This is a genomic window from Peribacillus sp. FSL M8-0224 (assembly GCF_038003055.1).
Lineage (GTDB): Bacteria > Bacillota > Bacilli > Bacillales > DSM-1321 > Peribacillus > Peribacillus frigoritolerans.
Map to the genome: position 1 here is coordinate 1,801,506 of NZ_JBBOOJ010000001.1, position 21,380 is coordinate 1,822,885.

Consider the following 21,380-nt stretch of genomic DNA (forward strand, 5'->3'; position numbering starts at 1 on the left):
GATTCACATCATATAGTAAATGAGGTGTTAGTTAAAGACGTTTAACTTAACTACTGATAGCTTCATTAAAAAATCGATTCGAGCAAGGAGATGGTTCTCTTGCACGTAAAAGCAGAAAACTCATTCAATAATTGTCATTTATGCTTTGAAAGTTGATGAAACTTTTAAGATATAGGGGATGGTTGCTTTGGATGGTAAACTCTAGTCAGATACCAGTTCTTACTCTAATGTAGATGAGGTGTTTATCGCAGAGAATTTATGCTGATTCGAAATGAAGCAAACCCCTTTTTCAGGCAGGGTGCAACTTTCCGTTGCATCCTGTTTTTATGTATTTTCTTATTATCCAGACGTGAGCAATTTTATTTATATCCTTATACTCGTATGTGTTTTCATTTTACGGTAACCTGTGATGTTATAAATCAAAGAACTTAATAAGGAAAAGCATACGGTAACAAGTTGATTTATTTCACTTCAAACCTATTTAGGGGTAGAAACAATTTCATATAAAACAAATAATTCATTCATTTTTACTATCTTTTAAATGACCGGAACGTACCACTTTAGTTTTTAAATATTTTTCATTAAACTCGGAAATGTCTCCCCATAACGGAACTCTTCCTGCAACATTGGCACCTGAGTTTTGAAGGGCTTCTAATTTTCTCGGATTGTTGGTGATAAGGGTCACTGGATTAGAGCGCAGTTTTTTTAACACCCGAATGGCGTCATCATAGTTGCGTGCATCATCCACAAATCCAAGCTCCAAATTAGCTTCCACCGTATCCAATCCTTTTTCTTGCAGAACATAAGCCATGGCTTTACTAAATAATCCGATGCCTCTTCCTTCGTGATTGGCTAAATAAAATAAAGCCCCGGATCCTTGAGTTGCAATCATTTTCATAGCCCGCTTTAATTGAAAGCCACAATCACAGCGTTTGCTGCCAAATATATCTCCAGTATGACATATACTATGCATCCGGATAAGGGCATCGGAGGAGCTTTGAAAATCTCCATACAGTAACACACTTGATTGCTGCATTTCCGCTAAGTTGGAAGAGGCTAAAGTTTCAATGATCTTATCTATATTATAAGTGCCATCACCACAAAAATGACCAGCCATATTCTCACATCGTAACCAGCAATACCACTGGAATATAATTGTTTCGCCCTCTAAGTTTACGGGTAATTTGATTGGGCCGACTAAATAAATGGATGTTTCATCACTTTTAATAACGTTAATTTTATCTTCTAATATTAAAGCCACTTTTTCATTAATCATATAAACTTCCTCCCGAAACTAAGATAACGTTTACTAGTTCATTTCATATTGTACCCAAAAAAGTCCACAAATTTACCAATGCAAAAGAAAGGCGTAAAAGTCCTTTTTTAGTGATGAAAAACTTGATTTCAGTATAATCCAAAATTTAACAAGAACAACCTCAATAACGCAAAATTATTGTTTTCACCCACTATTTTACATTTAATTTATTTTCAAGGGTTAGATAGTGAAATTTGTTTATTGAATTTGCATATAATCGAAGGAGAAAGGGTGTTATTTGGTTCTTGGTGATAGTTGAAATTGGAAAACCTTTCCGTTAACATATAATTAGAATCATATAATAGGAGGTTGCGCATTGGTTTTACACATTAAAGAAGTTACGAAAAAATTCGGGGATTTCACAGCAGTCAACAAGCTTGATTTAACTATTCCCGAAAAAGAAATGTTCGGCTTTTTAGGCGGGAATGGAGCGGGGAAAACGACCACGTTCCGAATGATACTTGGCCTGCTTGACCCTACTGAAGGGGAAGTTGTCTGGGATGGTAAGAAAATCGATTATACGACAAGTTCAATGATTGGCTATCTTCCTGAGGAACGCGGACTATATCCAAAACTGAAGGTGCGCGATCAAATTGTTTATTTGGCTAGATTAAGAGGGATGAACAAACGGGATGCTTTGAAAGAATTGGAGTATTGGCTGGACCGCTTTATGGTGCCCGAGTATATCGATAAGCGAGTTGAAGAGCTTTCAAAGGGAAATCAACAAAAAATCCAGCTGATCGCATCCATGATCCATAAACCTGAATTACTTATCCTTGACGAACCCTTCAGCGGACTGGATCCAGTGAATGTGGAAATTCTGAAGAAAGCGGTCATTGACTTAAGGGACAGCGGCACGACGATCGTTTTCTCGAGCCATCGCATGGAGCATGTCGAGGAGATGTGTGAGCATCTTTGCATCATGCATAAAGGTTCACCTGTTGTGGCTGGAAAGTTAAAAGAAATCAAGCGTTCTTTTGGTAAAAAGAATGTCTCAATTAAAGCAGATTTTGATCTATCTTTCTTGGATAATTATTCAGGTGTAACAAAAGTCAAGAACACGATGGAAGGGAAAATTCTTCAAGTAACTGGTGAAGATGTGGCTGAGAGCATGCTACGTGATCTTGTTCCAAGAGGTTTCGTCCGGAAATTCGAATTGGAAGAACCATCGCTAACGGATATTTTCATTGAAAAAGTAGGTGCCGTCTATGAATAAATTTTGGATTGTCCTTTCCCATACATACCTATCAAAATTAAAGACGAAATCCTTTATCATTTCTACAATCATTATGATGGCACTGATTCTCCTTCTTTCGAATCTTTCGAATCTTATTGATAAATTCGACAGTGATGAACAGGAAAAGGTTGCCGTAATCGATCAGACTGAAGGCGGTTTATTTGATTCTTATAAAAAAGCGGTAGCAGGTGTGAACGATGACCTATCGATAATATCCGCCCAGGATGAAAAGGAAGCGGAGGAAATGGTCAGCGCGGAAGAAATCGTTGGGTATTTATTAATCCAAAAGGATAAAACTCTCGGCTTCAAGGGAACGTACAAAGCGAATCAAATTTCAGATTCTGCGGTAAGTAATGATTTACTATTAGCGCTTACTCAATTGAAGGGTCAAATAACGGCGAAGGAATTGAATTTGACAGAGCAACAAATCGCTCAATTGAATACGCCCCCAGCATTTGATACGATTGCTCTTCAGAAAAATGCAAAAACGGAAGAGGATCTCAATCAAGCACGCGGTCTCGTGTATGTGCTCCTATTTGTGATTTACTTCGGTGTGTTGATGTATGCAACGATGATTGCAATGGAAGTGGCTACTGAGAAAACATCACGAGTCATGGAAATCCTGATTTCAAGTGTCCCGCCAGTCACACAGATGTTTGCCAAAATAATGGGTGTTGCTTTACTTAGTCTTACTCAAATGATTTTATTTTTTGGGGTGGGCTATTTCTCGATTAAACAAAACTTGACAGGTATGGATGAAGGATTCTTTTCATTTTTCGGTTTCGGCAGCACAGATATCTCAACGATCATTTATGCAATCATCTTCGCTTTGCTTGGGTATTTTCTGTACGCGACTCTTGCAGCATGCCTTGGATCCGTTGTCAGCAAAATTGAAGATGTCCAGCAAATGATTTCACCGATGACCATGTTAGTTGTCATCGCCTTCATGATTGCAATGTTTGGACTGGGGAATCCGTCAGCCAGTTATATTACGATTACATCATTCATTCCATTTTTCACGCCGATGATCATGTTCTTGCGCGTAGGGATGCTTGAGGTTCCATTCTGGGAAATCGCCATCAGCATAGGAGTGTTGATCTTAACGATTGTTTTACTTGGAATAATCGGAGCAAAAATCTATCGTGGTGGAGTCTTGATGTACGGTAGCTCAAAATCACTGAAAAGCATCAAGAATGCCTTGCAATTATCCAAGAAAAATTAACATGAAACCTGGATCCTTCATTCCTGTTGGAAGGGTTCAGGTTTTATACGTTAATAATATAGGAACGAAAAGTAGCATAGATATAAGGGAACATAAAATAAATTCCCTATATGCAACCACGATTAGGAGTGAATTATTATGAGCAATCTGGTAACGTTGACGATAGTTTCAGAAGCGTTTCTCTTGTTGTCCTTCATCATTATTATTTTATCAACCAAGAATCCGAAAAGAAATGTTCTCTGGGTCATCCTGTTCATCATTGGAGCTGCTCCGCTTTTATATTTAGCCATAGATCATGTGAAAAACGATTATATGGACGCAAATATCGGACTGGGCCTTGCCTTTATGTACACCTGGTTATACAGCGCAGTTGCTTTTATCATTGGCATCATTCTTTTAGTGAAAAAGAAAAGGAATAATAATATTTCAAAAGAACTGTGATAATCACATTGGAATCTTAAACTAAAAGAAAATAATAACGCTGAAGAAACATAAACTATACCCCGAATAACGGACACACATCAAAAATGTCCCTTATCCGGGTTTTTTTATGTTTCAATAGGTGTAATGAGAAATGAGTCTCGTTATCGATTGGGACTAAAGAAATGGCACCGGTACAAAACTGGGACCACCTATTAGCCGCATAGGCGCCTTGTTATACTGTCCGAAAAAGGGGCATAGTTCATTTTAATGAGGCAGTGTCTTTTTTTTGAAGTAGAAGGAGAGATCATCTAAGTAGCCCTTCTGTAATCCTGAAGTTCCTTTTTAATATTATTAATACTTATATACAAATTAAAATATTTAATTTTATTTAACTATAATTTATGAGTATACTAAAAATGTAATAATAGTTTAAATATTCAAAATAGTTGGCAATTCAAAGCCTTCTATGTGAGAAAAGGGGTGGAATTCATTTAATGAGTTATAACTTAAACGAAAATCTAATACGAAGCGCAAGTAATTTCCCAGAAAGTATCGCTTATATCTATGGAGATAAAAGTGTTACTTATCAAGAACTAAATCAGAAGGTGGATCAATTGGCTGCTGGTCTGTATGTACAAGGAATCAGGAAGGGAGATGGAGTGGCTCTTATTTTAGGAAATAGCCCTGAATTTCTCATTGCGTACTACGGTATTTTACGGCTTGGTGCATTTGTTGTTCCGATCAATCCTTTTTATACCCAAGGGGAAATCAAATACTTATTAGACAATTGTCAAGCCAAAGCGGTCATTACTCATGTATCTGTAAAACCGAAGTTATCTGAAGTAAAAAAGCAATTGGAAAATTTGAAGCTTGTGGTTTATATCGAAGCCGAGGATCAGGAATCGACATGGGAGCGTCTCATGGAAACAAGCACAAGTATTAATGCTTGTGGAAGCCCTTACATTGATGATGAAGATCTTGCAGTCATTCTATACACATCAGGAACAACCGGGAAACCAAAGGGTGCAATGTTAACGCATCGGAACTTGGTTTCAAATGCGGACTCCATTTCAAAATTATTAGAATTCGATGATAAAGATCGTGTAGTAGCTGTTCTGCCTATGTTCCATGTATTCTGTATGACAGTTTGTCTGAATGCGCCAATTGCTTGTGGGGCAACAGTCCTTATCCAGCCTAAATTCAGCCCTCATGACGTGGTCAGCACCATTCGAGAAAAAAAGGCAACCGTGTTTGCTGGAGTACCAACGATGTACAGTTTTATCTATCAATTGCCTGAAGCGATTGCGGAGGATTGCCAATCTATTCGCATGTGTATCTCTGGAGGTGCCTCGATTTCGGCAGAGCTGCTGCATAAATTTGAAAACAAGTTTAATGTTTCTATCTTGGAAGGATATGGGCTTTCGGAAACTGCTCCTCTAGTCGCTATTAATCCATTAAAAGGAACTCGCAAGCCAGGTTCTATCGGCTTGAATATTCCAGCTGTCCAAAGCAAAGTTGTAGGTGAGTTCGGAAAAGAATTGCCGAGAGGAGAAGTCGGAGAATTAGTTGTTCAAGGGCCAAATGTAATGAAGGGATATTTGGGGATGCCGGAAACTACTTCAGCTGCTTTTAATGACGGGTGGTTTTACACTGGTGATCTCGCAACAATGGATGAAGAAGGATACATCTACATTGTTGACCGCAAGAAGGACATTATTATTGTTGGAGGCTACAATGTATATCCTCGTGAAGTGGAGGAAGTCCTGTATCAACATCCTGCTGTAGTAGAGGCTGCCGTAATCGGAGTTCCAGATGGGGAATACGGTGAAAGTGTTAAAGCTTTTGTCGTAGTTAAGGATGAACGTATCACCATGAATGACATTATTCAATTCTGTCAGGATAGACTGGTGAAGTACAAACTTCCTAAACGAGTAGAATTTTTTAAAGAACTGCCTAAGAATTCAACAGGGAAGATTTTGCGCAGAGAGTTAAGAGAATTGACAGAAGTGAAGTAAGAAAAGAACCAACTTATTAAAGGGGGATTAATTATGTCAACCATTTTAAAGGAAAAAGTAAAAGGGCAAGTAGCGTGGAAAGGCACTGATCTGGCTAAAGATGATTCATGGGTTTATTATTTGTCTGAAAAAACGATTGCCTCTCTTGAGAACGCTTTAATTCATGTTAAACAAAAGGGTTTAAAAGCACCTGATTTTAGCAAAGAGGATTTTCCGATTCCTGATTTATATGAAGAAATCGTTTACTTTGTTGAAGAGCTGGAGAATGGGAAAGGGTTCCTATTAATTCGTGGATTACCTATTGAAAGGTATACAGATGAAGATGTAAGCATCATTTACTGGGGTCTGGGACTTCACATGGGCATTCCGGTATCGCAAAACGCGAATGGTGACCTCTTAGGGCACGTCAAAGATCAAGGTTTTAGCTTAGAAAATTCTAATGTACGTGGTTACCAAACGAAACTGCATCTTCCATTTCATGCTGATGGATCTGATGTTGTTGGATTATTAAGCCTGCGAAAAGGGAAATCTGGAGGGCACAGCAGTATCATAAGTTCGATGACTGTTTACAATGAAATTTTGGAGAAGAACCCGGAATATCTTGGAGTTCTCTGTCGTCCATTTTTCTTTGATCGCCGTGGAGAGGAAGCTCCGGGAGAACCTCCAGTATTTAAATCATCAATCTTTAATTATTATGATGGTAAACTGAGCTGTAGATATGTCCGGTTATTTATCGAATCAGCACAAGCAAAGACTGGCATCCAATTGTCAAAAGTGGAAATTGAAGCATTAGACTTACTGGATTCCCTCCTTCATGATGAGAATTTGCATTATAACATGATGTTGGAGCCGGGGGATATGCAGTTCGTCAATAATTATACGATTCTGCACTCACGTACTCAATACGAAGACTATGAGGAGCCGGAACGCAAACGTCATCTTTTAAGATTGTGGCTCACAATGCCAAATGGTCGGGAAATTTCCCCTGAATTCGCGATGTTTATTGATGAGAATACGGGTAAACCAGGTCGCGGCGGCGTACCGCAACGTAAAACAACATCTGGTGGTATTGTAGAAACCCTGAAGTGATTTTTATAAAACGTTTAGTAAGAACGAGTGGGAACACCTTTTAGAACTCAGAAAAAGGTGTTCCTTATATAGTAAAACGTGGGGGATTTACATGACAAGCACTCCAAAATATTCTTGGATTATCTTATTATTTCTTGTTCTTAGCGGGATGATCAACCAAGTGGATAAAATAATTATTGGCTTGGTTTCAGTTCCTTTAATGAAAGAGTTACATTTAAGTCCAACGCAATGGGGAGTCGTAGGAAGTTCTTTCTTTTGGTTCTTTACCTTCTCATCTATTATTCTAGGCGGCATGGCAGATTCAAAAAACACGAAAAAAATGTTAACTTGGATGTCCTTGATTTGGTTGATAGTTCAACTTGTTACCCCTTTCGTTAGCAGTTTGTCTATGCTTTTGTTAACCAGAATGATTTTGGGAGCTGGTGAAGGTCCTGCCCCCGCTCTATCCACGGCAATCATGGGAAAATGGTTTCCGAAACATAGGCACGGCATCGGCTTTGGTGCGGTTCTATTAGGAACGACTGGAGGATCTGCGATCGCTTCACCATTATTAATCTCCTTGATTGATCATTATGGATGGAGATCTGCATTTATAGCGATGGGTATTCTGGGACTGATTGTGCTGGTTTTATGGATGATTTTCGGTAAAGAAAGTCCTCAAGAAATCGGCTGTCCGTCGATACAGCATAAGGAGCAGCAATCATCCAGCCTCTCTAATGTTTCTTGGAGTCAGTTTCTTCCGCATCTGATATCTAAAAATTTTATTCTGATCGTTCTGTGCGGGGGGTGTGCCTATTGGTTATTGTCCGTACAAGCGGTATGGCTTCCGGCCTATTTCACCAAAATTCAACATTTTAATGGTCAAACATTAAAATTAGCCGTGTCTTTACCTTTTCTTTTTGCAGCCTTTTTCCAATTAGGATTTGCCATTCTATCAGATCGGCTCTATCGTAAAACCGGAGATATTCGTAAAGCACGAATAAATCTTGCCGGCATAACGATGATGTTATCCGCTTTATGCTTATACCTAGCAAATGCCGCGAATTCCACGGCGATGTCCATATTGTTCTTCACCCTTGCTCCGGGTTTTGCGTATGTCATTCTTTCACTCGCACCCGCAATATTGATGGAGTTTTATTCTCCTCAGAATATTGGAAAGGCACAAGGGACGTTCATTGCACTTGCGAGTACTACAAGTATTATCGCTCCACTCGTATTTGGCTATTTTATTCAAAATGCGGAGACTGAAGCTATCGGATATGGATACGCATTTCAAGCCTCTTCTTTAGGGATGCTCATAATCGGATTATTGTTTTGGATCGGTGTACGTCCCGCAAAGGAAAGCCACACAATAAATGAAACAGATGAGCATGTGAGCATTTAAGAGATATAAAACGTAGATTGAAAGATTCTTAGTAAGATTATATTGATCTAACTTATTTATAAGTTACAAATGATAATTTCATTTAATGAAAAATTAATAAGTGTACCATAAATATTAAATTCAAAATATTCGATCTATTAAAGTGGTATAACAAATATAAAGGAGGAATATGTATGTCAGTTATTTTAAAGGAAAAAATTCAAGGGCGTTCAGCGTGGAAAGGTATCGAACTGGAAAAAGATGATTCATGGATTTATTATTTGTCAGAGAAAACCCTTGCAGCTCTAGACAAGGCTGTATTACACGTTCAACAAAAAGGGTTAAAGGCCCCCAATTTTAACAAGGAGGATTTCCCTATTCCTGATCTCACTGATGAAATTGCTTATTTTGTTGACGAGCTGGAGAATGGGAGGGGATTTCTATTGATTCGTGGATTACCAATGGATCAATATACCGACGATGAAGCTAGTATCATTTACTGGGGTTTTGGACTACACTTGGGCCTACCGATCATTCAAGGAAAAAAGGGTGACCTCTTAGGGCATATCAAAAATATGGGTAAAGACTTCAATGATAATACAACAGTTAGAGGTTACCAAACGAATGTACGTCTTGACTATCACACAGATCTCGCTGATGTTGTCGGATTACTATGTCTTCGTAAAGCGAGATCGGGCGGTTTGAGCAGCATCGCTAGTGCGATGTCTATCTATAATGAAGTGCTGGATAAACACCCAGAGTACCTTGAAATTCTCTATCGTCCTTTCGCCCACGATCTTCGTGGGGAAGAAGCACCAGGTCAATCTCCAGTAGTTCCATCACCGGTCTTTAGCTATTACGATGGTAAATTAAGCTGCAGATATATGCGTCAATATGTAGAATCAGCACAAATGAAAACAGGTATCTCTTTGTCGAAAGAGGAAATCGAAGCATTTAATTTTATAGATTCCCTTACTGCTGATAAAAACTTTCATATTGATATGATGATGGAACCGGGTGATATGCAATTCGTTAATAATTATACCGTTTTTCATTCACGTACACTATTTGTAGACTATGAAGAAGATGACCGCAAACGTCATTTATTAAGATTGTGGCTCATGATGCCAAATGGCCGAAAAATCGCTCCAGGTTTCGAGTTTTATATAGGAGGAGCACCTGTAATTAGATAAAAAACCGGTGGTAATAATAATCACCAATATTTCTTGTATGGTGATTTTATTCAACGAAAATAATGAATAAAATCACCATTTTATGTTTCTATAACTGGTTTAATTTTTTTAAAAAAACTGAAGTGAGGATGATGTTTTTTGGAAAATTTAGATCCGCAAGCAGAAAAATATTTACAAGCATTTAATCGGCTGCCATCTATTCATACGATGGATCATAAGTCAGTAAGAGAGATGCTTTCTAAAGCACCGCGTTCTGCCGCAAAAACGGAACCGCTTTCAAAAGTTGAGGAATTCATGATTCCGGTAAGCCAGGATGAAACAATCAAATGCAGGGTATATATACCGGAAGGGCAAGGTCCTTTCCCTCTATTTATTTACTACCATGGTGGAGGATGGGTTCTAGGAGACATTGAATCATCGGATGCTAGCTGCCGAATGATAGCGAATCGAACGGAAAGTATTGTTGTATCCGTAAACTATCGTCTTTCTCCAGAGTATAAGTTCCCGACTCCAGTAGAAGACGCATATTCCGCATTGCAATGGGTTTTTGAAAATGGGCCTTCATTTAACGGAGAAGTTTCTCGATTGGTAGTTGGAGGGGATAGCGTAGGTGGAAATCTAGCGACTGTAATTACGATGATGGCTAGAAACAAAAAAGGTCCAAACATCGCTGCACAGGTCTTAGTCTATCCTGCGACAAATCTTGAGTTCAATACGGAATCCCATCGAACCTTTGCAAAAGGATTTGGTCTTGATCGCGAACAGTTGATTTGGTTCCGTGATCATTATTTAAGGAATAGTGAGGACAGGTGTAATGAGTATGCTTCCCCCTTGGTAGCTCAAGATTTAAGTGGTCTCCCGCCAGCAATTATTATTACAGCGGAAAATGATGTGCTTCGGGATGAAGGAATGGCCTATGCTGAACGTCTGAAAGATTTTGGTGTTCAAGTTGAATATGAATGTGAACCCGGGATGGTCCACGGATTTTTTGTACAAATGGATATTTTCTCAAAGAACATAGAATTGACTGTTTCTAGGATCGAGAAGTTCTTGAGTTCCTTAAAATATACAATTGGGACAGATTGAAAGAAAATGTTTTAAATGAAGCGAGCCTCAGAATTTAGTGAGGCTCGCTTTTTAAAATAACCTATTTAATTTTACAAACGAAACAGTAACAATCGTAACACTAGGCATTTAGTAATAAACGGTATTTCCAATTCCACCGGTTACCGAAATGACATCGCCAGTTATCGATGCCGCCAAAGGTGAGGCTAGGAAGGTAACGACATAAGCAATTTCCTCTGGTGTAATCAAGCGGCCGAGGGCATTCATTGATGCTGCCTGGCGTATAGCTTCCTCATTAGTGACACGGCCTCTAAACGTTTCAGTATCGACAATCCCTGGATAAACAGCATTGACAGTAATTTCGTGCTTTCCTAATTCTAATGATGCGGATTTTGTCATATGGACAACAGACGCATTACGAGGTCCGGAACTAAAATAATTACCGCCTATTCTAGCTGCCAGACCACTTATATTGATAATACGTCCCCAATTATTTTGAATCATATAAGGAGCAACAGCCCGGATACAACGAAAATAGCCCAAATACTTTTCCTCAAAATCTTTCAGGATAAGTTCATCTTTAATGCTGTTAAATTCCTCTGGTTCATGGCCTCCAACACGGGCTCCACTATTGATTAAAATATCAATGCTTCCCATTTCTGCTGCTGATTTTTCAACTAAATTTAGGATAGAGTCAGGATCATTAGTATCTGCCACGATTGGATAAATACTTCTGTTGGTTTCTTTGGCCAATTCGTCTGCTGCATTCTTTAGTGAAGATTCGTTTCTTGAACAAATCGTACAATCTACGCCTTCCAAAGCCAACTGACGGGCAATAGCTTTGCCAATACCCCTGCTTCCTCCAACGATAAGTGCTTTTTTTCCAGATAATTTTAAGTCCATAGTTCAACCTCCTGTTTCGAATTAACTTGTATTAGACTCTGCTTGAAAGTTATTTATTAGAATAGTTAATCATTTCTATCTTTGATTCTACCTATAAATGATAATTATATAAAATTAAAAATTTTAAATTGCAGTTAAGTTTTATTAATATTATGATATGCATTGTACGATTTCCATGTACAAGGATATTGTATTTTCCATTTATTAGTAAATGTGATTTGCAGATTAAATTTTTTAATTTTATTTTACTGAAAATTATGAATATAATTAACGAAATAACAATTATAACAGTCAGAAGTTTTTTAGAGCGCTTCCATGGAGGTGAAGGGTGGAACAAGGAACATCATTTATTAAGCAATAATTGTTTGAATAAGGGTCTGAAAGTTTGTGGCAGTCGCTGTTGAAGTAGGAAAACAGCCCAAACTTTTTCATTAGTTAAAATTGCAAAACGAAGGAGGGGTCTCGTTGCCGTCTATTTTAAATGGGAAAATTCATGGACCAGTAGCTTGGAAAGGTATTGATTTAACAAAAAATGATTCATGGATTTATTATTTGTCAGAGAAAACGATTGCAAATCTTGAAAGCGCTTTATTTTATGTAAAACAAAAAGGGTTAAAGGCACCTGATTTTAACAAGGAGGACTTTCCAATTCCGGATCTCTCTTACGAAATAGCCTATTTTATAAATGAGCTGGAAAATGGGAGAGGTTTTCTATTAATTCGTGGCTTACCAATAGAAAAGTATACAGATGAAGAAGCAAGCATCATATACTGGGGTCTCGGAGTTCACCTGGGCATCCCGGTAACGCAAAACGCAAAAGGTGATCTATTAGGGCATGTTGTTGACCAAGGTCTCGACATTAATGATTCAAATGTACGTGGTTACCAAACGAATGCTCATCTTCCCTTTCACGTAGATGGATCTGACGTAGTCGGATTATTAAGTCTTCGAAAAGCTAAAGCTGGTGGTTACAGTAGTATCGTAAGTTCCATCGCGGTTTACAATGAAATTCTGGATAGGTACCCAGAGTATCTTGGAATTCTCTATCTTCCATATTTCTTGGATCGTCGTGGTGAGGAAACACCAGGTGAATCTCCTGTTTATTCGTCACCAGTCTTTAGTTATTACGAAGGTAAATTAAGCTGCAGATATAACCGCGGATATGTCGAATCGGCACAAGTGAAAACAGGAAAATATTTGTCAAAAGTTGAAACTGAAGCATATGACTTGATGGATTCCCTCCTTTATGATGAAAACATGCATATTGATATGATGATGGAACCGGGTGATATGCAATTTGTTAATAATTATACTGTTCTTCATTCACGTACTGTATACGAAGACTATGAAGAACCTGAACGCAAACGTCATTTATTAAGATTATGGCTCACGATGCCAAATGGGCGAGAAATTGCGCCAGACTTCGCGATGTTCATTGATGAGAAAACTGGTAAAGCGGGTCGCGGTGGTATTCCGGTACGCGACAAAACAGCTGGAGGTATTGTAGATAAAATGAGGTAATGGGATTAATAAATATAAAGAGTTTCGACAAGGTTAAACACGGAAGATTTACCTTTAAAAACTTTTAAAACACCATTGATTCATGTTAACGGAATAGAAGGGGAGATTATTAATTTGAAAACACCTAAATATTCTTGGATCATATTATTAATTCTTGTAGCTTCAGGTATGATCAACCAGGTTGATAAAATTATCATTGGTTTGGTTTCTGTTCCTCTAATGGAAGAGTTACATTTAAGTCCTTCACAATGGGGAATTGTCGGGAGTTCGTTTTTTTGGTTCTTTACCTTTTCATCTTTCATTCTAGGGGGAATGGCCGATTCAAGAAATACGAAAAAAATGTTTACTTGGATCTCGTTTATCTGGTTAATTGTTCAATTTACCACTCCTTTTGTGTCCAGTCTGTCTTTGCTAGTTTTAACAAGAATGGTCTTGGGAGCAGGAGAAGGTCCTGCAGTTGCTATATCAACTTCAATAATAGGAAAGTGGTTTCCTAAACATAGACATGGTATAGGCTTTGGTGCTGTTCTCTTTGGAGCAACAATCGGGCCCGCGATTGCTTCGCCATTATTAATCTCCTTGATCAATGGATATGGATGGAGATCTGCTTTTATAGCAATGGGAATTGTTGGACTAATGGTGCTAGTTTTATGGTTGATTCTTGGAAAAGAAAGCCCAAAAGAAGTCGGTTCGTATACTTTTGATCAAGAAGATAAGCACTCAATAATTTCTTCTAATGTTTCTTGGCGTCAGTTTCTTCCGTATCTATTATCTAAAAATTTTATTTTTATCGTTTTGTGTGCAGGCTGTGCCTATTGGTTATTGTCCGTTCAAGCTGTATGGTTTCCTGCATATTTTACCGAAATTAAACGTTTTGATGGGGAAATGTTAAAACTTGCAGTGTCTTTACCTTTTCTTTTTGCAGCCCTTTGCCAAATTGTCTTTGCCTTGTTATCGGATTGGCTTTATCGCAAAACAGGAGATATTCGTAAAGCACGAATAAATGTTGCAGGGATTACGATGGTGCTATCCGCTATTTGTTTATTTCTTGCAAATGCCTTTAATTCTAGTTCTATTTCCATTCTATTCTTCATCCTTGCTCCGGGTTTTGCGATTGTTATTCTTTCACTTGCACCCGCCATATTAATGGAATTATTTTCACCCAAAAACATTGGAAAGGCTCAAGGGACCTATGTGGCTCTATCAAGTTCAACAAGCATTATTGCTCCACTAATATTCGGGTATTTTATCCAGTATGCAGGAACAGAGGCAATTGGATATGGTTATGGCTTCCAAGTAACTTCTTTGGTTATGTTCGTAATCGGATTATTGTTTTGGGCCATTGTCCGTCCTGTGAACCAAAATCAGATAAAACCTGAGGAACAAGTTATTGTATAAAAATCATTAATAGGTGAATCAAGGAGGGAAATAAACTATGTGTAAAAATGAAAAGGCCGTTTCTGAGATGGACTGTTGTGTATTGTGTCGTGAAGAATTAGCTATTATGGAGCGAAATCGCAGCAAGTGCTGGAGTTGTCAGGATAAGATAACCGAGACTTACGCTGATGATCATATTGAAGTGGAGGATTAAATAATTCAGTAGTTTCGTAACAGGATTTGAACTATACCCCGGATAACGGACACACATAAAAAAGTGTCCCTTATCGGGTTTTCTTTGTTCAATAGGTTTAAAGAGTATGGAAGGAGGATTTCCATGAGACTCTGAATTTCAGATTAACGAACTTAAAAAGAATCCTACTATCATAAGTGCTTCAGAGCGGCCTAACTCCTAAAATCATGAATTTAAAATAAAAGCTGTTAAGGAATATAATAAGGGGAAATCCCCCTCTCAAATTTTCTTGGAACATGGATTTAATTTCGAAATAATTGGTAAGGAACAACCTAAGCGTTGTCTACATCGCTGGTATGATACCTTTGAAAGGGTTTGGTGAGGAAGGCTTTTCTTACGGAACACAGTGGAAAAGGAAGTATAAGACGCCCTTCTTCCAAGCCACTGTTTGTAGAGGGTTAATTTAAGAATGCCGAAGCGTGAATCAAATTCCTTGAAGCAGAAAATGAGTTTCTAAAAAACTGGAAGAGTTAGAAAGGCGGGCAGAAACAATTGTGGGGTGGATGATTGGGAATGGGGTCACTGCTTACCAATAAAAAGATTAAGAATATAGTAGGTGAGAACAAGTTCTTTGAAAAGCAATTTTTAAGTGGAGAATTGGAAGTAGAGCTTGTTGATTTTACTGAGGGAATGTTTCTTGCTGAAACGCAAGAAGGTGTTTCACTTGATGAAGTGATGGAAAAGACATGTGGTGAAGGGGATCGCCAAAAGGCTTCTATTAAAAGGTAAAGAGATAACACTGCTAATTTCTGTTAGGTAGAGATAGATATTAAAAAAGAGAAGCTTTTCGCCACCTTGAGACGAAGAGCCTTCTCTTTTTTTCTTTTTTAATTCTTAATGATTTCTGATTTTAAATAATGAATATATTTGTTGGCAAAACTGGACAAATGTTTATTCTCTGAACGAACTAATCCTAAAGAAATATTTACAGTCGGGTGATACACCAAATCAATTGGAACGATATCGCCATTAATGATAAGGGGATAGTTTTTCATTACGAAATCAGGAGCAAATGTAATTGCCAAATTTTCATTGACTGCTTGGAGAACTCCATCCATATTATTTGAAGTAAATAAGATTTTCAAGGGCTTATATTTATGAAAGAATTCTTGTACAAAATACTGCATAAATTCACCCTTATATGTCACGAGAGTTTGATCAAGTATATCATGCGGAGTTATAGTACCAAGGATGGCTAAGGGAGAATGCTTAGAAACATATACTTTCTGCTTCCCTTCAATTAATGCTTCAAAAGCTATTCCTTCCATGTTTATGTTCAAATCACTTGAATACGTAATCAGTCCAATGTCAGTCTTGTGCTGTCGAACATCTTTAATTACAGCAGATCCACTTTTATCGGAAACCTCCAAATTTACGTACGGATAATCATGTCTAAACGATGCTATCGCTTTTACCAGGAACGTCATCAATCCAGGTAATGACGAAATTTTTAGTTCCCCCACTTCCGTGGAATTCAATAAGTTAGCAGTCTCTTTTATTTCCTCAAGTTTTTTTTGTACTTCATATGCGAGTTTCAGAATGATTCTTCCTTCATCGGTTGGGACAGCGCCGTGTCCCCGTGACCGCTTAAGAACTTTAATCCCCAACTCCTTTTCCAAGTTAGTTATGGACTGGCTGATGTTGGATTGAGTCACATGTAGATTCTGTGCTGCGATAGACAGAGAATTGTATTTTGCGACTTCTACGATATATAGTAATTGTTCAATATTCATGACTGTTCTCCTTTTTTAAATATTAGTAATACTTACTTACCACATTAAAATCTTTAATTTTATTTAATTATAATTTATTAGTATAATCAATATCAATAATATTTTAAAATCTTTGAATATTCAAAAAACAGGAGGAGAACTAGAATGTCATTGAACCAATTGTTTGATTTAAATGGTAAGACAGCAATCGTGACCGGAGGCGGCAGCGGATTAGGTCGTGTAATGGCACTGGCTTTGGCAGAAGCCGGAGCAAACGTTGTTGTATGTTCACGGCGTTTAGAGGTTTGCGAAGCAGTTGTAAAGGAAATCGAGGCGTTAGGAAGACAGGCACTTGGTCTATCATTGGATGTCACGGATCGGGAATCTGTCGTTCAAGGTGTAGAGAAAGCGATTTCTCATTTTGGGAAAATCGAAATTTTAGTCAACAACAGCGGAACAGTTTTTGAGTCTCCTGCTACGGATATGCCTTTAGAACAATGGCAAGCTATGCTGGATACAAATGTGACAGGAACATTCTTGATGTGTCAGGCAGTTGGAAAACATATGATTAATAACGAATACGGTAAAATCATTAATATTTCTTCAAGTATCGGCTTTAAAGGAGTTGACCCGGAAGCTGTGGATTCTGTTGGATATACAACCAGTAAGGGTGCAGTCATGACTTTAACGAAGGATCTAGCAGTTAAGTGGGGCCGGCATGGGGTGTATGTAAATTCAATTGCTCCTGGAGTTTTCACTACAGGAATGAATAACCCAGAAATACCGGGAACACTTGTACACAAAGCAGGTCCTTTCATTGCCTCACAAGTTCCTGTTAGAAGATTAGGCAGTGACAATGATTTGGTAGGTGCACTCCTATACTTTGCTTCAGCAGCATCTGATTATTGTACTGGACATATTTTGACTCTTGATGGTGGACTTGGGGCTAAGTAAACATTTGGTTGCGTAAATTAACCATACTTAATTGCGATTAAAAAATAACGATTTTACTTAATTCGCAATTATGATTATACTGAATTCAATAATCTTGGACTATTTAATTTGCTTGTTAATGAAAGCGAAAACAATAAGCGAATTTAATAAATATTAATTGAAAGAGGGGATTTTAAGTGAGTAATTTAAAAGATGTAAAAGAAGTAGAAGTATTTCATGCAGGTAATGTTAGCGTAGATGAATTGCCTTGGATTCCATATTTTGGAGATGCGAAATTTAAATTGCTAAAAGCCAACCCTGTTACAGGACAGACGGTTACGTTATTAAGTGTTCCTGCGAAAATGCAGCTTCCGGCCCATTTCCATCCTGGAACAGTCATTGTTTATACCGTCCAAGGGACTTGGAGATATCTCGAGGAGCCTTGGATCTCCAAACCTGGTGACATGGTTTATGAGCCTGCAGGCTCCAAACATACGCCGATAGCAGTAGGGGATGAAGATGTTATCACCTTCAATATTGTAGAAGGAACATTAGACTATTTGGGTGAAGAAGGAGAAATTGTTGCCAGAGACAATTGGGAAACATTCCTGAAAAGATACTATGAACATTGCGCGGCTGAAGCAATTGAACCTATTGATGTGACTAAATTTTGATAGTTGGATTTTTAAAAAAAGGAGAAGCCCGGCGTCCACATGACGAAGAGGCTTCTCCTTTTCTAGGCTTTTTCTTTAAATATTAATAATAATAATTTATACATTAATATTTTTAATTTTATTTAATTAAAACTTATAAGTATAATCATTAACGTAATAATATTTAAAAATTCCCAATATTCTTATTTAACAGATAATTCAGTTAGGAGGAATAATGATAATGACAGCAGAGACGGTTTTGATTACTGGTGCTACAAAAGGGATTGGATATGAATTCACAAAAGTTTTTGCAGAGCAATGTTACAACTTGGTATTAGTTGCCAGAGATTCGGTGTTGTTGGACCAACAAGCCGAGAGTTTAAAAAAGGAATATGGCGTGCAAGTGAATACTTTTGCCGGCGATTTGAGCAGTTATACAGCGGTAGAGGGCTTGTATCGATACTTGAAAAGCGAAGGAATCGACATTGATATTTTGATTAATAATGCTGGAGCTGGCGGATTAGGGTTGATGACGGAATTGGATATTAAAAAAGAAATGGAATACCTGCAGCTCAACATGATCTCTCTCTCGTATTTGACTAGACTTATTGCGGATGACATGGTGAAACGAAAGCAAGGTAAAATTTTAAACGTGGCTTCAACAGCAGCTTTTCAGCCAACCCCACGGATGTCGATGTATGGGGCCAGCAAATCTTACGTCTTATTCTTTACGGAAGCAATTGCGGAAGAACTTAAAGGAACCGGAGTTCAAGCTTCTGTATTATGTCCCCCTTCAACCAAAACGCCGCTTACGCAAGGGTTGGCTTCAACAAGAACAAAAATTTTCATTAAGAACTTAATAGAACCTCAAGTTGTTGCCAAGTGCGGATATGATGGGTTAATGAAGAATAAAACTGTGATCATTCCAGGCTTTAAAAATAAACTCATGGCTAAATCTGTGGGATTGCTGCCAAGGAAATGGGTAACCATCTATTCCCGGAAGCTTATCGAACAAAAAGTTAAACAACATTAAAGCCCTATCCTAGAAAGGGTTGGAGTTTTAAAAAGTATTATCTTTAGACTTACGATGGCAAATGGCTTACAAAGTTTTTCAAAAGATATCATGTTTGGAATAATAAAAATCAAAAAAGGGGGCTAATAATGAATTTTTTATTATCTAAGGAACATCAGATGATGCAAAAAATGGTGCGAGAGTTTGCTCTAAACGAATGTGAACCTACTGCTGCTCAACGTGATGAAGAGGAATACTTTGATATCAAGATTTGGCACAAGATGGCGGAACTTGGTTTATGCGGCATTCCTTGGCCAGAAGAGTACGGCGGTGCAGGTGCCGATTACTTGAGTTATGTGATCTCGGTGGAGGAATTGTCTCGAGTTGACGCTTCAATTGGGACCGCACTTTCCGCACATACATCGTTAGCTGGATGGCCGGTTTACAAGTTTGGAACGGAACATCAAAAGCAAAAATATTTACGGGCAATGGCGGAAGGAAAAAACATTGGTGCGTATTGCTTGACGGAATCTGGATCCGGATCTGATGCCAGTGGAATGAGAACAACAGCCGTTCTAGACGGAGATGAATGGGTCTTGAACGGATCGAAGATCTTTATCACCAACGGAGGCTATGCCGACACTTACATCGTTTTCGCACAGACCAACTCGGCACTAAAGCATAAAGGCATTTCTGCGTTTATTGTGGAAAAGGGCTTCCCAGGTTTCTCGGTAGGAAAGAAGGAAAAAAAGCTAGGCATTCGCTCTTCCTCCACGACAGAGGTCATTTTTGAGGACTGCCGCGTTCCAATGGACAATCTTTTGGGCCAAGTGGGTGAAGGGTTCCAGATTGCCATGATGACTCTCGACGGCGGTCGGAACGGAATTGCTTCCCAAGCTGTTGGAATCGCTCAAGGAGCATTTGATAATGCTGTCGCATTTGCAAAGGATCGCGTCCAATTCGGAAAACCGATTAGCTCACTTCAGGCTATTCAATTCAAATTAGCCGATATGGCCACAAAAATCGAAGCTGCCCGTTTATTGACGTATCAGGCAGCATGGCGTGAGGATCAAGGAATTCCTTACGGACTTCACTCTGCCATGTCCAAACTTTTTGCTGGAGACACCGCCATGGAAGTTGCGGTGGAGGCTGTTCAAGTATTCGGCGGATATGGATACACAAGGGAATACCCTGTAGAACGATTTATGAGAGATGCTAAAATCACCCAAATCTATGAAGGGACTCAAGAGATTCAGCGTCTAGTTATTGCCGGAAATCTGCTTAAAGCATAGAAAAAGCTCAAAATTAACCAATTAAAAACCGGCAAATGGGCTTGCAAACGTGAAAGATTTACTTGTGCTCGAGTTAGAGCCTTGCAGCATGGCAGTGTAAAAAGGAAAAATAAAAAAATTGATGATTGCAATAGGGGATGAAAACCCCATTTTTCTGCAGCTTGGAGTCAGCTAAGGATGCCGGTTATGATGGTACTCCTGTTCCGCTCACTTTCTTGCAAATCATTTATTACCATGGCAGTTATGATTTGAAGAAAAATGGAGGTTTGTTGGCAAAGTGGTAGAGAAAAAGGGCTGATAAAGTAGTTGTGGGTGAAGTACAGGTATAAAACAGTGAAGGTGACATAAAAGTCTTTGGAATTTTTGAAGCGGTTTTGCCATGAAGCGATTTGTAAATCCAACCTTATAGCTCGTTGCCGACCCTAATTGATAGAACACAACCGCTTGAGGAATTGGGGGATGTGCAGGTGCTGAATATTGAGATTATTAACTTCAAATCGGACAGACTTGAAAAGTCGTAATCCTTGATTTGTCCATTGCTTACGGAAATTCAGGTGCCACTCAGCATTTAGCCGTGGTATCTAACTCTAAAGTTCTCGCTGCGATTAACAAAGATCCCGAAGCCTAAATTTTACAAGTAGCGGACTGCGGTATTGTGGGGGATTTGTTTGAGTTGATTCCGCTTCTAACGAGAGAAATTAGAAAAGTATTAGTAAATTCTTAAACAGATCTGGAATAGAACATGTATTACTCCTGATTAATAAGTGAATCTCTTCTCAATAAAAATTCTGCTATCAATGGA

General features: G+C 38.4%; 18 protein-coding genes and 2 pseudogenes. 17 read left to right on the top strand and 3 right to left on the bottom strand.

Annotated features, from left to right (window positions below):
• Positions 1–517: 517 nt before the first annotated feature.
• A complete protein-coding gene (locus MKX49_RS08725) occupies positions 518–1,276 on the bottom strand; it encodes a GTP cyclohydrolase II (RefSeq protein ID WP_340876103.1) in 759 nt (252 codons plus the stop codon).
• 355 nt (positions 1,277–1,631) lie between these two features.
• On the opposite strand from MKX49_RS08725, the gene MKX49_RS08730 reads away from it, so the two are divergent.
• The 8 genes from MKX49_RS08730 to MKX49_RS08765 all read left to right on the top strand — a co-directional run bounded on the left by MKX49_RS08730 (position 1,632) and on the right by MKX49_RS08765 (position 10,943).
• Positions 1,632–2,531 (top strand): ABC transporter ATP-binding protein, encoded by a 900-nt coding sequence (locus tag MKX49_RS08730; RefSeq protein ID WP_264640950.1) that lies wholly within the window; start codon positions 1,632–1,634, stop codon positions 2,529–2,531.
• Entirely contained in the window at positions 2,524–3,774 is a 1,251-nt protein-coding gene (locus tag MKX49_RS08735) for an ABC transporter permease (protein ID WP_340876107.1), read from the top strand. The genes MKX49_RS08730 and MKX49_RS08735 overlap by 8 nt, the downstream gene beginning before the upstream one ends.
• 138 nt (positions 3,775–3,912) lie before the next feature.
• Positions 3,913–4,215: a hypothetical protein gene (locus MKX49_RS08740; RefSeq protein ID WP_202187446.1), complete on the top strand. Its 303-nt coding sequence runs from the start codon at positions 3,913–3,915 to the stop codon at positions 4,213–4,215.
• A 476-nt stretch (positions 4,216–4,691) separates the two neighbouring features.
• Complete coding sequence (locus MKX49_RS08745; protein ID WP_340876109.1) at positions 4,692–6,212, top strand: long-chain-fatty-acid--CoA ligase; 1,521 nt, start codon at positions 4,692–4,694, stop codon at positions 6,210–6,212.
• A gap of 33 nt (positions 6,213–6,245) precedes the next feature.
• A complete protein-coding gene (locus tag MKX49_RS08750) occupies positions 6,246–7,301 on the top strand; it encodes a TauD/TfdA family dioxygenase (protein WP_340876110.1) in 1,056 nt (351 codons plus the stop codon).
• A 91-nt stretch (positions 7,302–7,392) separates the two neighbouring features.
• Positions 7,393–8,685: an MFS transporter gene (locus MKX49_RS08755; protein WP_340876113.1), complete on the top strand. Its 1,293-nt coding sequence runs from the start codon at positions 7,393–7,395 to the stop codon at positions 8,683–8,685.
• Positions 8,686–8,858: 173 nt separating this feature from the next.
• Positions 8,859–9,857 (top strand): TauD/TfdA family dioxygenase, encoded by a 999-nt coding sequence (locus MKX49_RS08760; protein WP_340876114.1) that lies wholly within the window; start codon positions 8,859–8,861, stop codon positions 9,855–9,857.
• Between the two features lie 138 nt (positions 9,858–9,995).
• Positions 9,996–10,943 carry an alpha/beta hydrolase gene (locus MKX49_RS08765; RefSeq protein WP_340876115.1) on the top strand — a complete coding sequence of 316 codons (948 nt, stop codon included), beginning with the start codon at positions 9,996–9,998 and terminating at the stop codon, positions 10,941–10,943.
• A gap of 108 nt (positions 10,944–11,051) precedes the next feature.
• Here the strand turns inward: MKX49_RS08765 and MKX49_RS08770 are convergent, their stop codons facing one another.
• A complete protein-coding gene (locus MKX49_RS08770; protein ID WP_063593137.1) occupies positions 11,052–11,825 on the bottom strand; it encodes an SDR family NAD(P)-dependent oxidoreductase in 774 nt (257 codons plus the stop codon).
• Between the two features lie 465 nt (positions 11,826–12,290).
• Between MKX49_RS08770 and MKX49_RS08775 the strand changes: the two genes are divergently transcribed.
• The 4 genes and pseudogenes from MKX49_RS08775 to MKX49_RS08790 form a co-directional block, all read left to right on the top strand.
• Positions 12,291–13,346 (top strand): TauD/TfdA family dioxygenase, encoded by a 1,056-nt coding sequence (locus MKX49_RS08775; protein ID WP_340876116.1) that lies wholly within the window; start codon positions 12,291–12,293, stop codon positions 13,344–13,346.
• Positions 13,347–13,460: 114 nt separating this feature from the next.
• Entirely contained in the window at positions 13,461–14,744 is a 1,284-nt protein-coding gene (locus tag MKX49_RS08780) for an MFS transporter (protein WP_340876117.1), read from the top strand.
• 37 nt (positions 14,745–14,781) lie between these two features.
• Positions 14,782–14,937 carry a hypothetical protein gene (locus tag MKX49_RS08785; protein WP_158226103.1) on the top strand — a complete coding sequence of 52 codons (156 nt, stop codon included), beginning with the start codon at positions 14,782–14,784 and terminating at the stop codon, positions 14,935–14,937.
• A gap of 526 nt (positions 14,938–15,463) precedes the next feature.
• Positions 15,464–15,591: pseudogene (locus MKX49_RS08790) on the top strand (succinyl-CoA--3-ketoacid-CoA transferase); the annotation flags it as partial.
• A gap of 212 nt (positions 15,592–15,803) precedes the next feature.
• On the opposite strand, the gene MKX49_RS08795 reads toward MKX49_RS08790, so the two are convergent.
• On the bottom strand, positions 15,804–16,709 hold the full coding sequence (locus MKX49_RS08795; RefSeq protein ID WP_340876118.1) for a LysR family transcriptional regulator: 906 nt from the start codon (positions 16,707–16,709) through the stop codon (positions 15,804–15,806).
• 144 nt (positions 16,710–16,853) lie between these two features.
• Between MKX49_RS08795 and MKX49_RS08800 the strand changes: the two genes are divergently transcribed.
• From MKX49_RS08800 to MKX49_RS08820, 5 genes and pseudogenes are all read left to right on the top strand, one after another.
• The gene (locus MKX49_RS08800) at positions 16,854–17,642 is read left to right on the top strand and encodes an SDR family NAD(P)-dependent oxidoreductase (RefSeq protein WP_340876120.1); all 789 of its coding nucleotides are present in this window, start codon (positions 16,854–16,856) and stop codon (positions 17,640–17,642) included.
• A 176-nt stretch (positions 17,643–17,818) separates the two neighbouring features.
• Positions 17,819–18,295 (top strand): 2,4'-dihydroxyacetophenone dioxygenase family protein, encoded by a 477-nt coding sequence (locus tag MKX49_RS08805; protein WP_340876122.1) that lies wholly within the window; start codon positions 17,819–17,821, stop codon positions 18,293–18,295.
• A 220-nt stretch (positions 18,296–18,515) separates the two neighbouring features.
• Positions 18,516–19,307, top strand: coding sequence for an SDR family NAD(P)-dependent oxidoreductase (locus MKX49_RS08810; protein ID WP_340876123.1), 792 nt, complete (start codon positions 18,516–18,518; stop codon positions 19,305–19,307).
• A 128-nt stretch (positions 19,308–19,435) separates the two neighbouring features.
• The gene (locus MKX49_RS08815; RefSeq protein WP_340876124.1) at positions 19,436–20,578 is read left to right on the top strand and encodes an acyl-CoA dehydrogenase; all 1,143 of its coding nucleotides are present in this window, start codon (positions 19,436–19,438) and stop codon (positions 20,576–20,578) included.
• 490 nt (positions 20,579–21,068) lie between these two features.
• Positions 21,069–21,302 (top strand): annotated as a pseudogene (locus MKX49_RS08820) (electron transfer flavoprotein subunit alpha/FixB family protein); the annotation flags it as partial.
• Between the last annotated feature and the right edge of the window lie 78 nt (positions 21,303–21,380).

Coding starts and splice junctions, on each gene's coding strand:
- MKX49_RS08810 (WP_340876123.1), top strand. CDS start 18,516: ATGACAGCAGAGACGGTTTTGATTACTGGTGCTACAAAAGGGATTGGA.
- MKX49_RS08785 (WP_158226103.1), top strand. CDS start 14,782: ATGTGTAAAAATGAAAAGGCCGTTTCTGAGATGGACTGTTGTGTATTG.
- MKX49_RS08770 (WP_063593137.1), bottom strand. CDS start 11,825: ATGGACTTAAAATTATCTGGAAAAAAAGCACTTATCGTTGGAGGAAGC.
- MKX49_RS08740 (WP_202187446.1), top strand. CDS start 3,913: ATGAGCAATCTGGTAACGTTGACGATAGTTTCAGAAGCGTTTCTCTTG.
- MKX49_RS08800 (WP_340876120.1), top strand. CDS start 16,854: ATGTCATTGAACCAATTGTTTGATTTAAATGGTAAGACAGCAATCGTG.
- MKX49_RS08795 (WP_340876118.1), bottom strand. CDS start 16,709: ATGAATATTGAACAATTACTATATATCGTAGAAGTCGCAAAATACAAT.
- MKX49_RS08815 (WP_340876124.1), top strand. CDS start 19,436: ATGAATTTTTTATTATCTAAGGAACATCAGATGATGCAAAAAATGGTG.
- MKX49_RS08735 (WP_340876107.1), top strand. CDS start 2,524: ATGAATAAATTTTGGATTGTCCTTTCCCATACATACCTATCAAAATTA.
- MKX49_RS08725 (WP_340876103.1), bottom strand. CDS start 1,276: ATGATTAATGAAAAAGTGGCTTTAATATTAGAAGATAAAATTAACGTT.
- MKX49_RS08745 (WP_340876109.1), top strand. CDS start 4,692: ATGAGTTATAACTTAAACGAAAATCTAATACGAAGCGCAAGTAATTTC.
- MKX49_RS08755 (WP_340876113.1), top strand. CDS start 7,393: ATGACAAGCACTCCAAAATATTCTTGGATTATCTTATTATTTCTTGTT.
- MKX49_RS08760 (WP_340876114.1), top strand. CDS start 8,859: ATGTCAGTTATTTTAAAGGAAAAAATTCAAGGGCGTTCAGCGTGGAAA.
- MKX49_RS08750 (WP_340876110.1), top strand. CDS start 6,246: ATGTCAACCATTTTAAAGGAAAAAGTAAAAGGGCAAGTAGCGTGGAAA.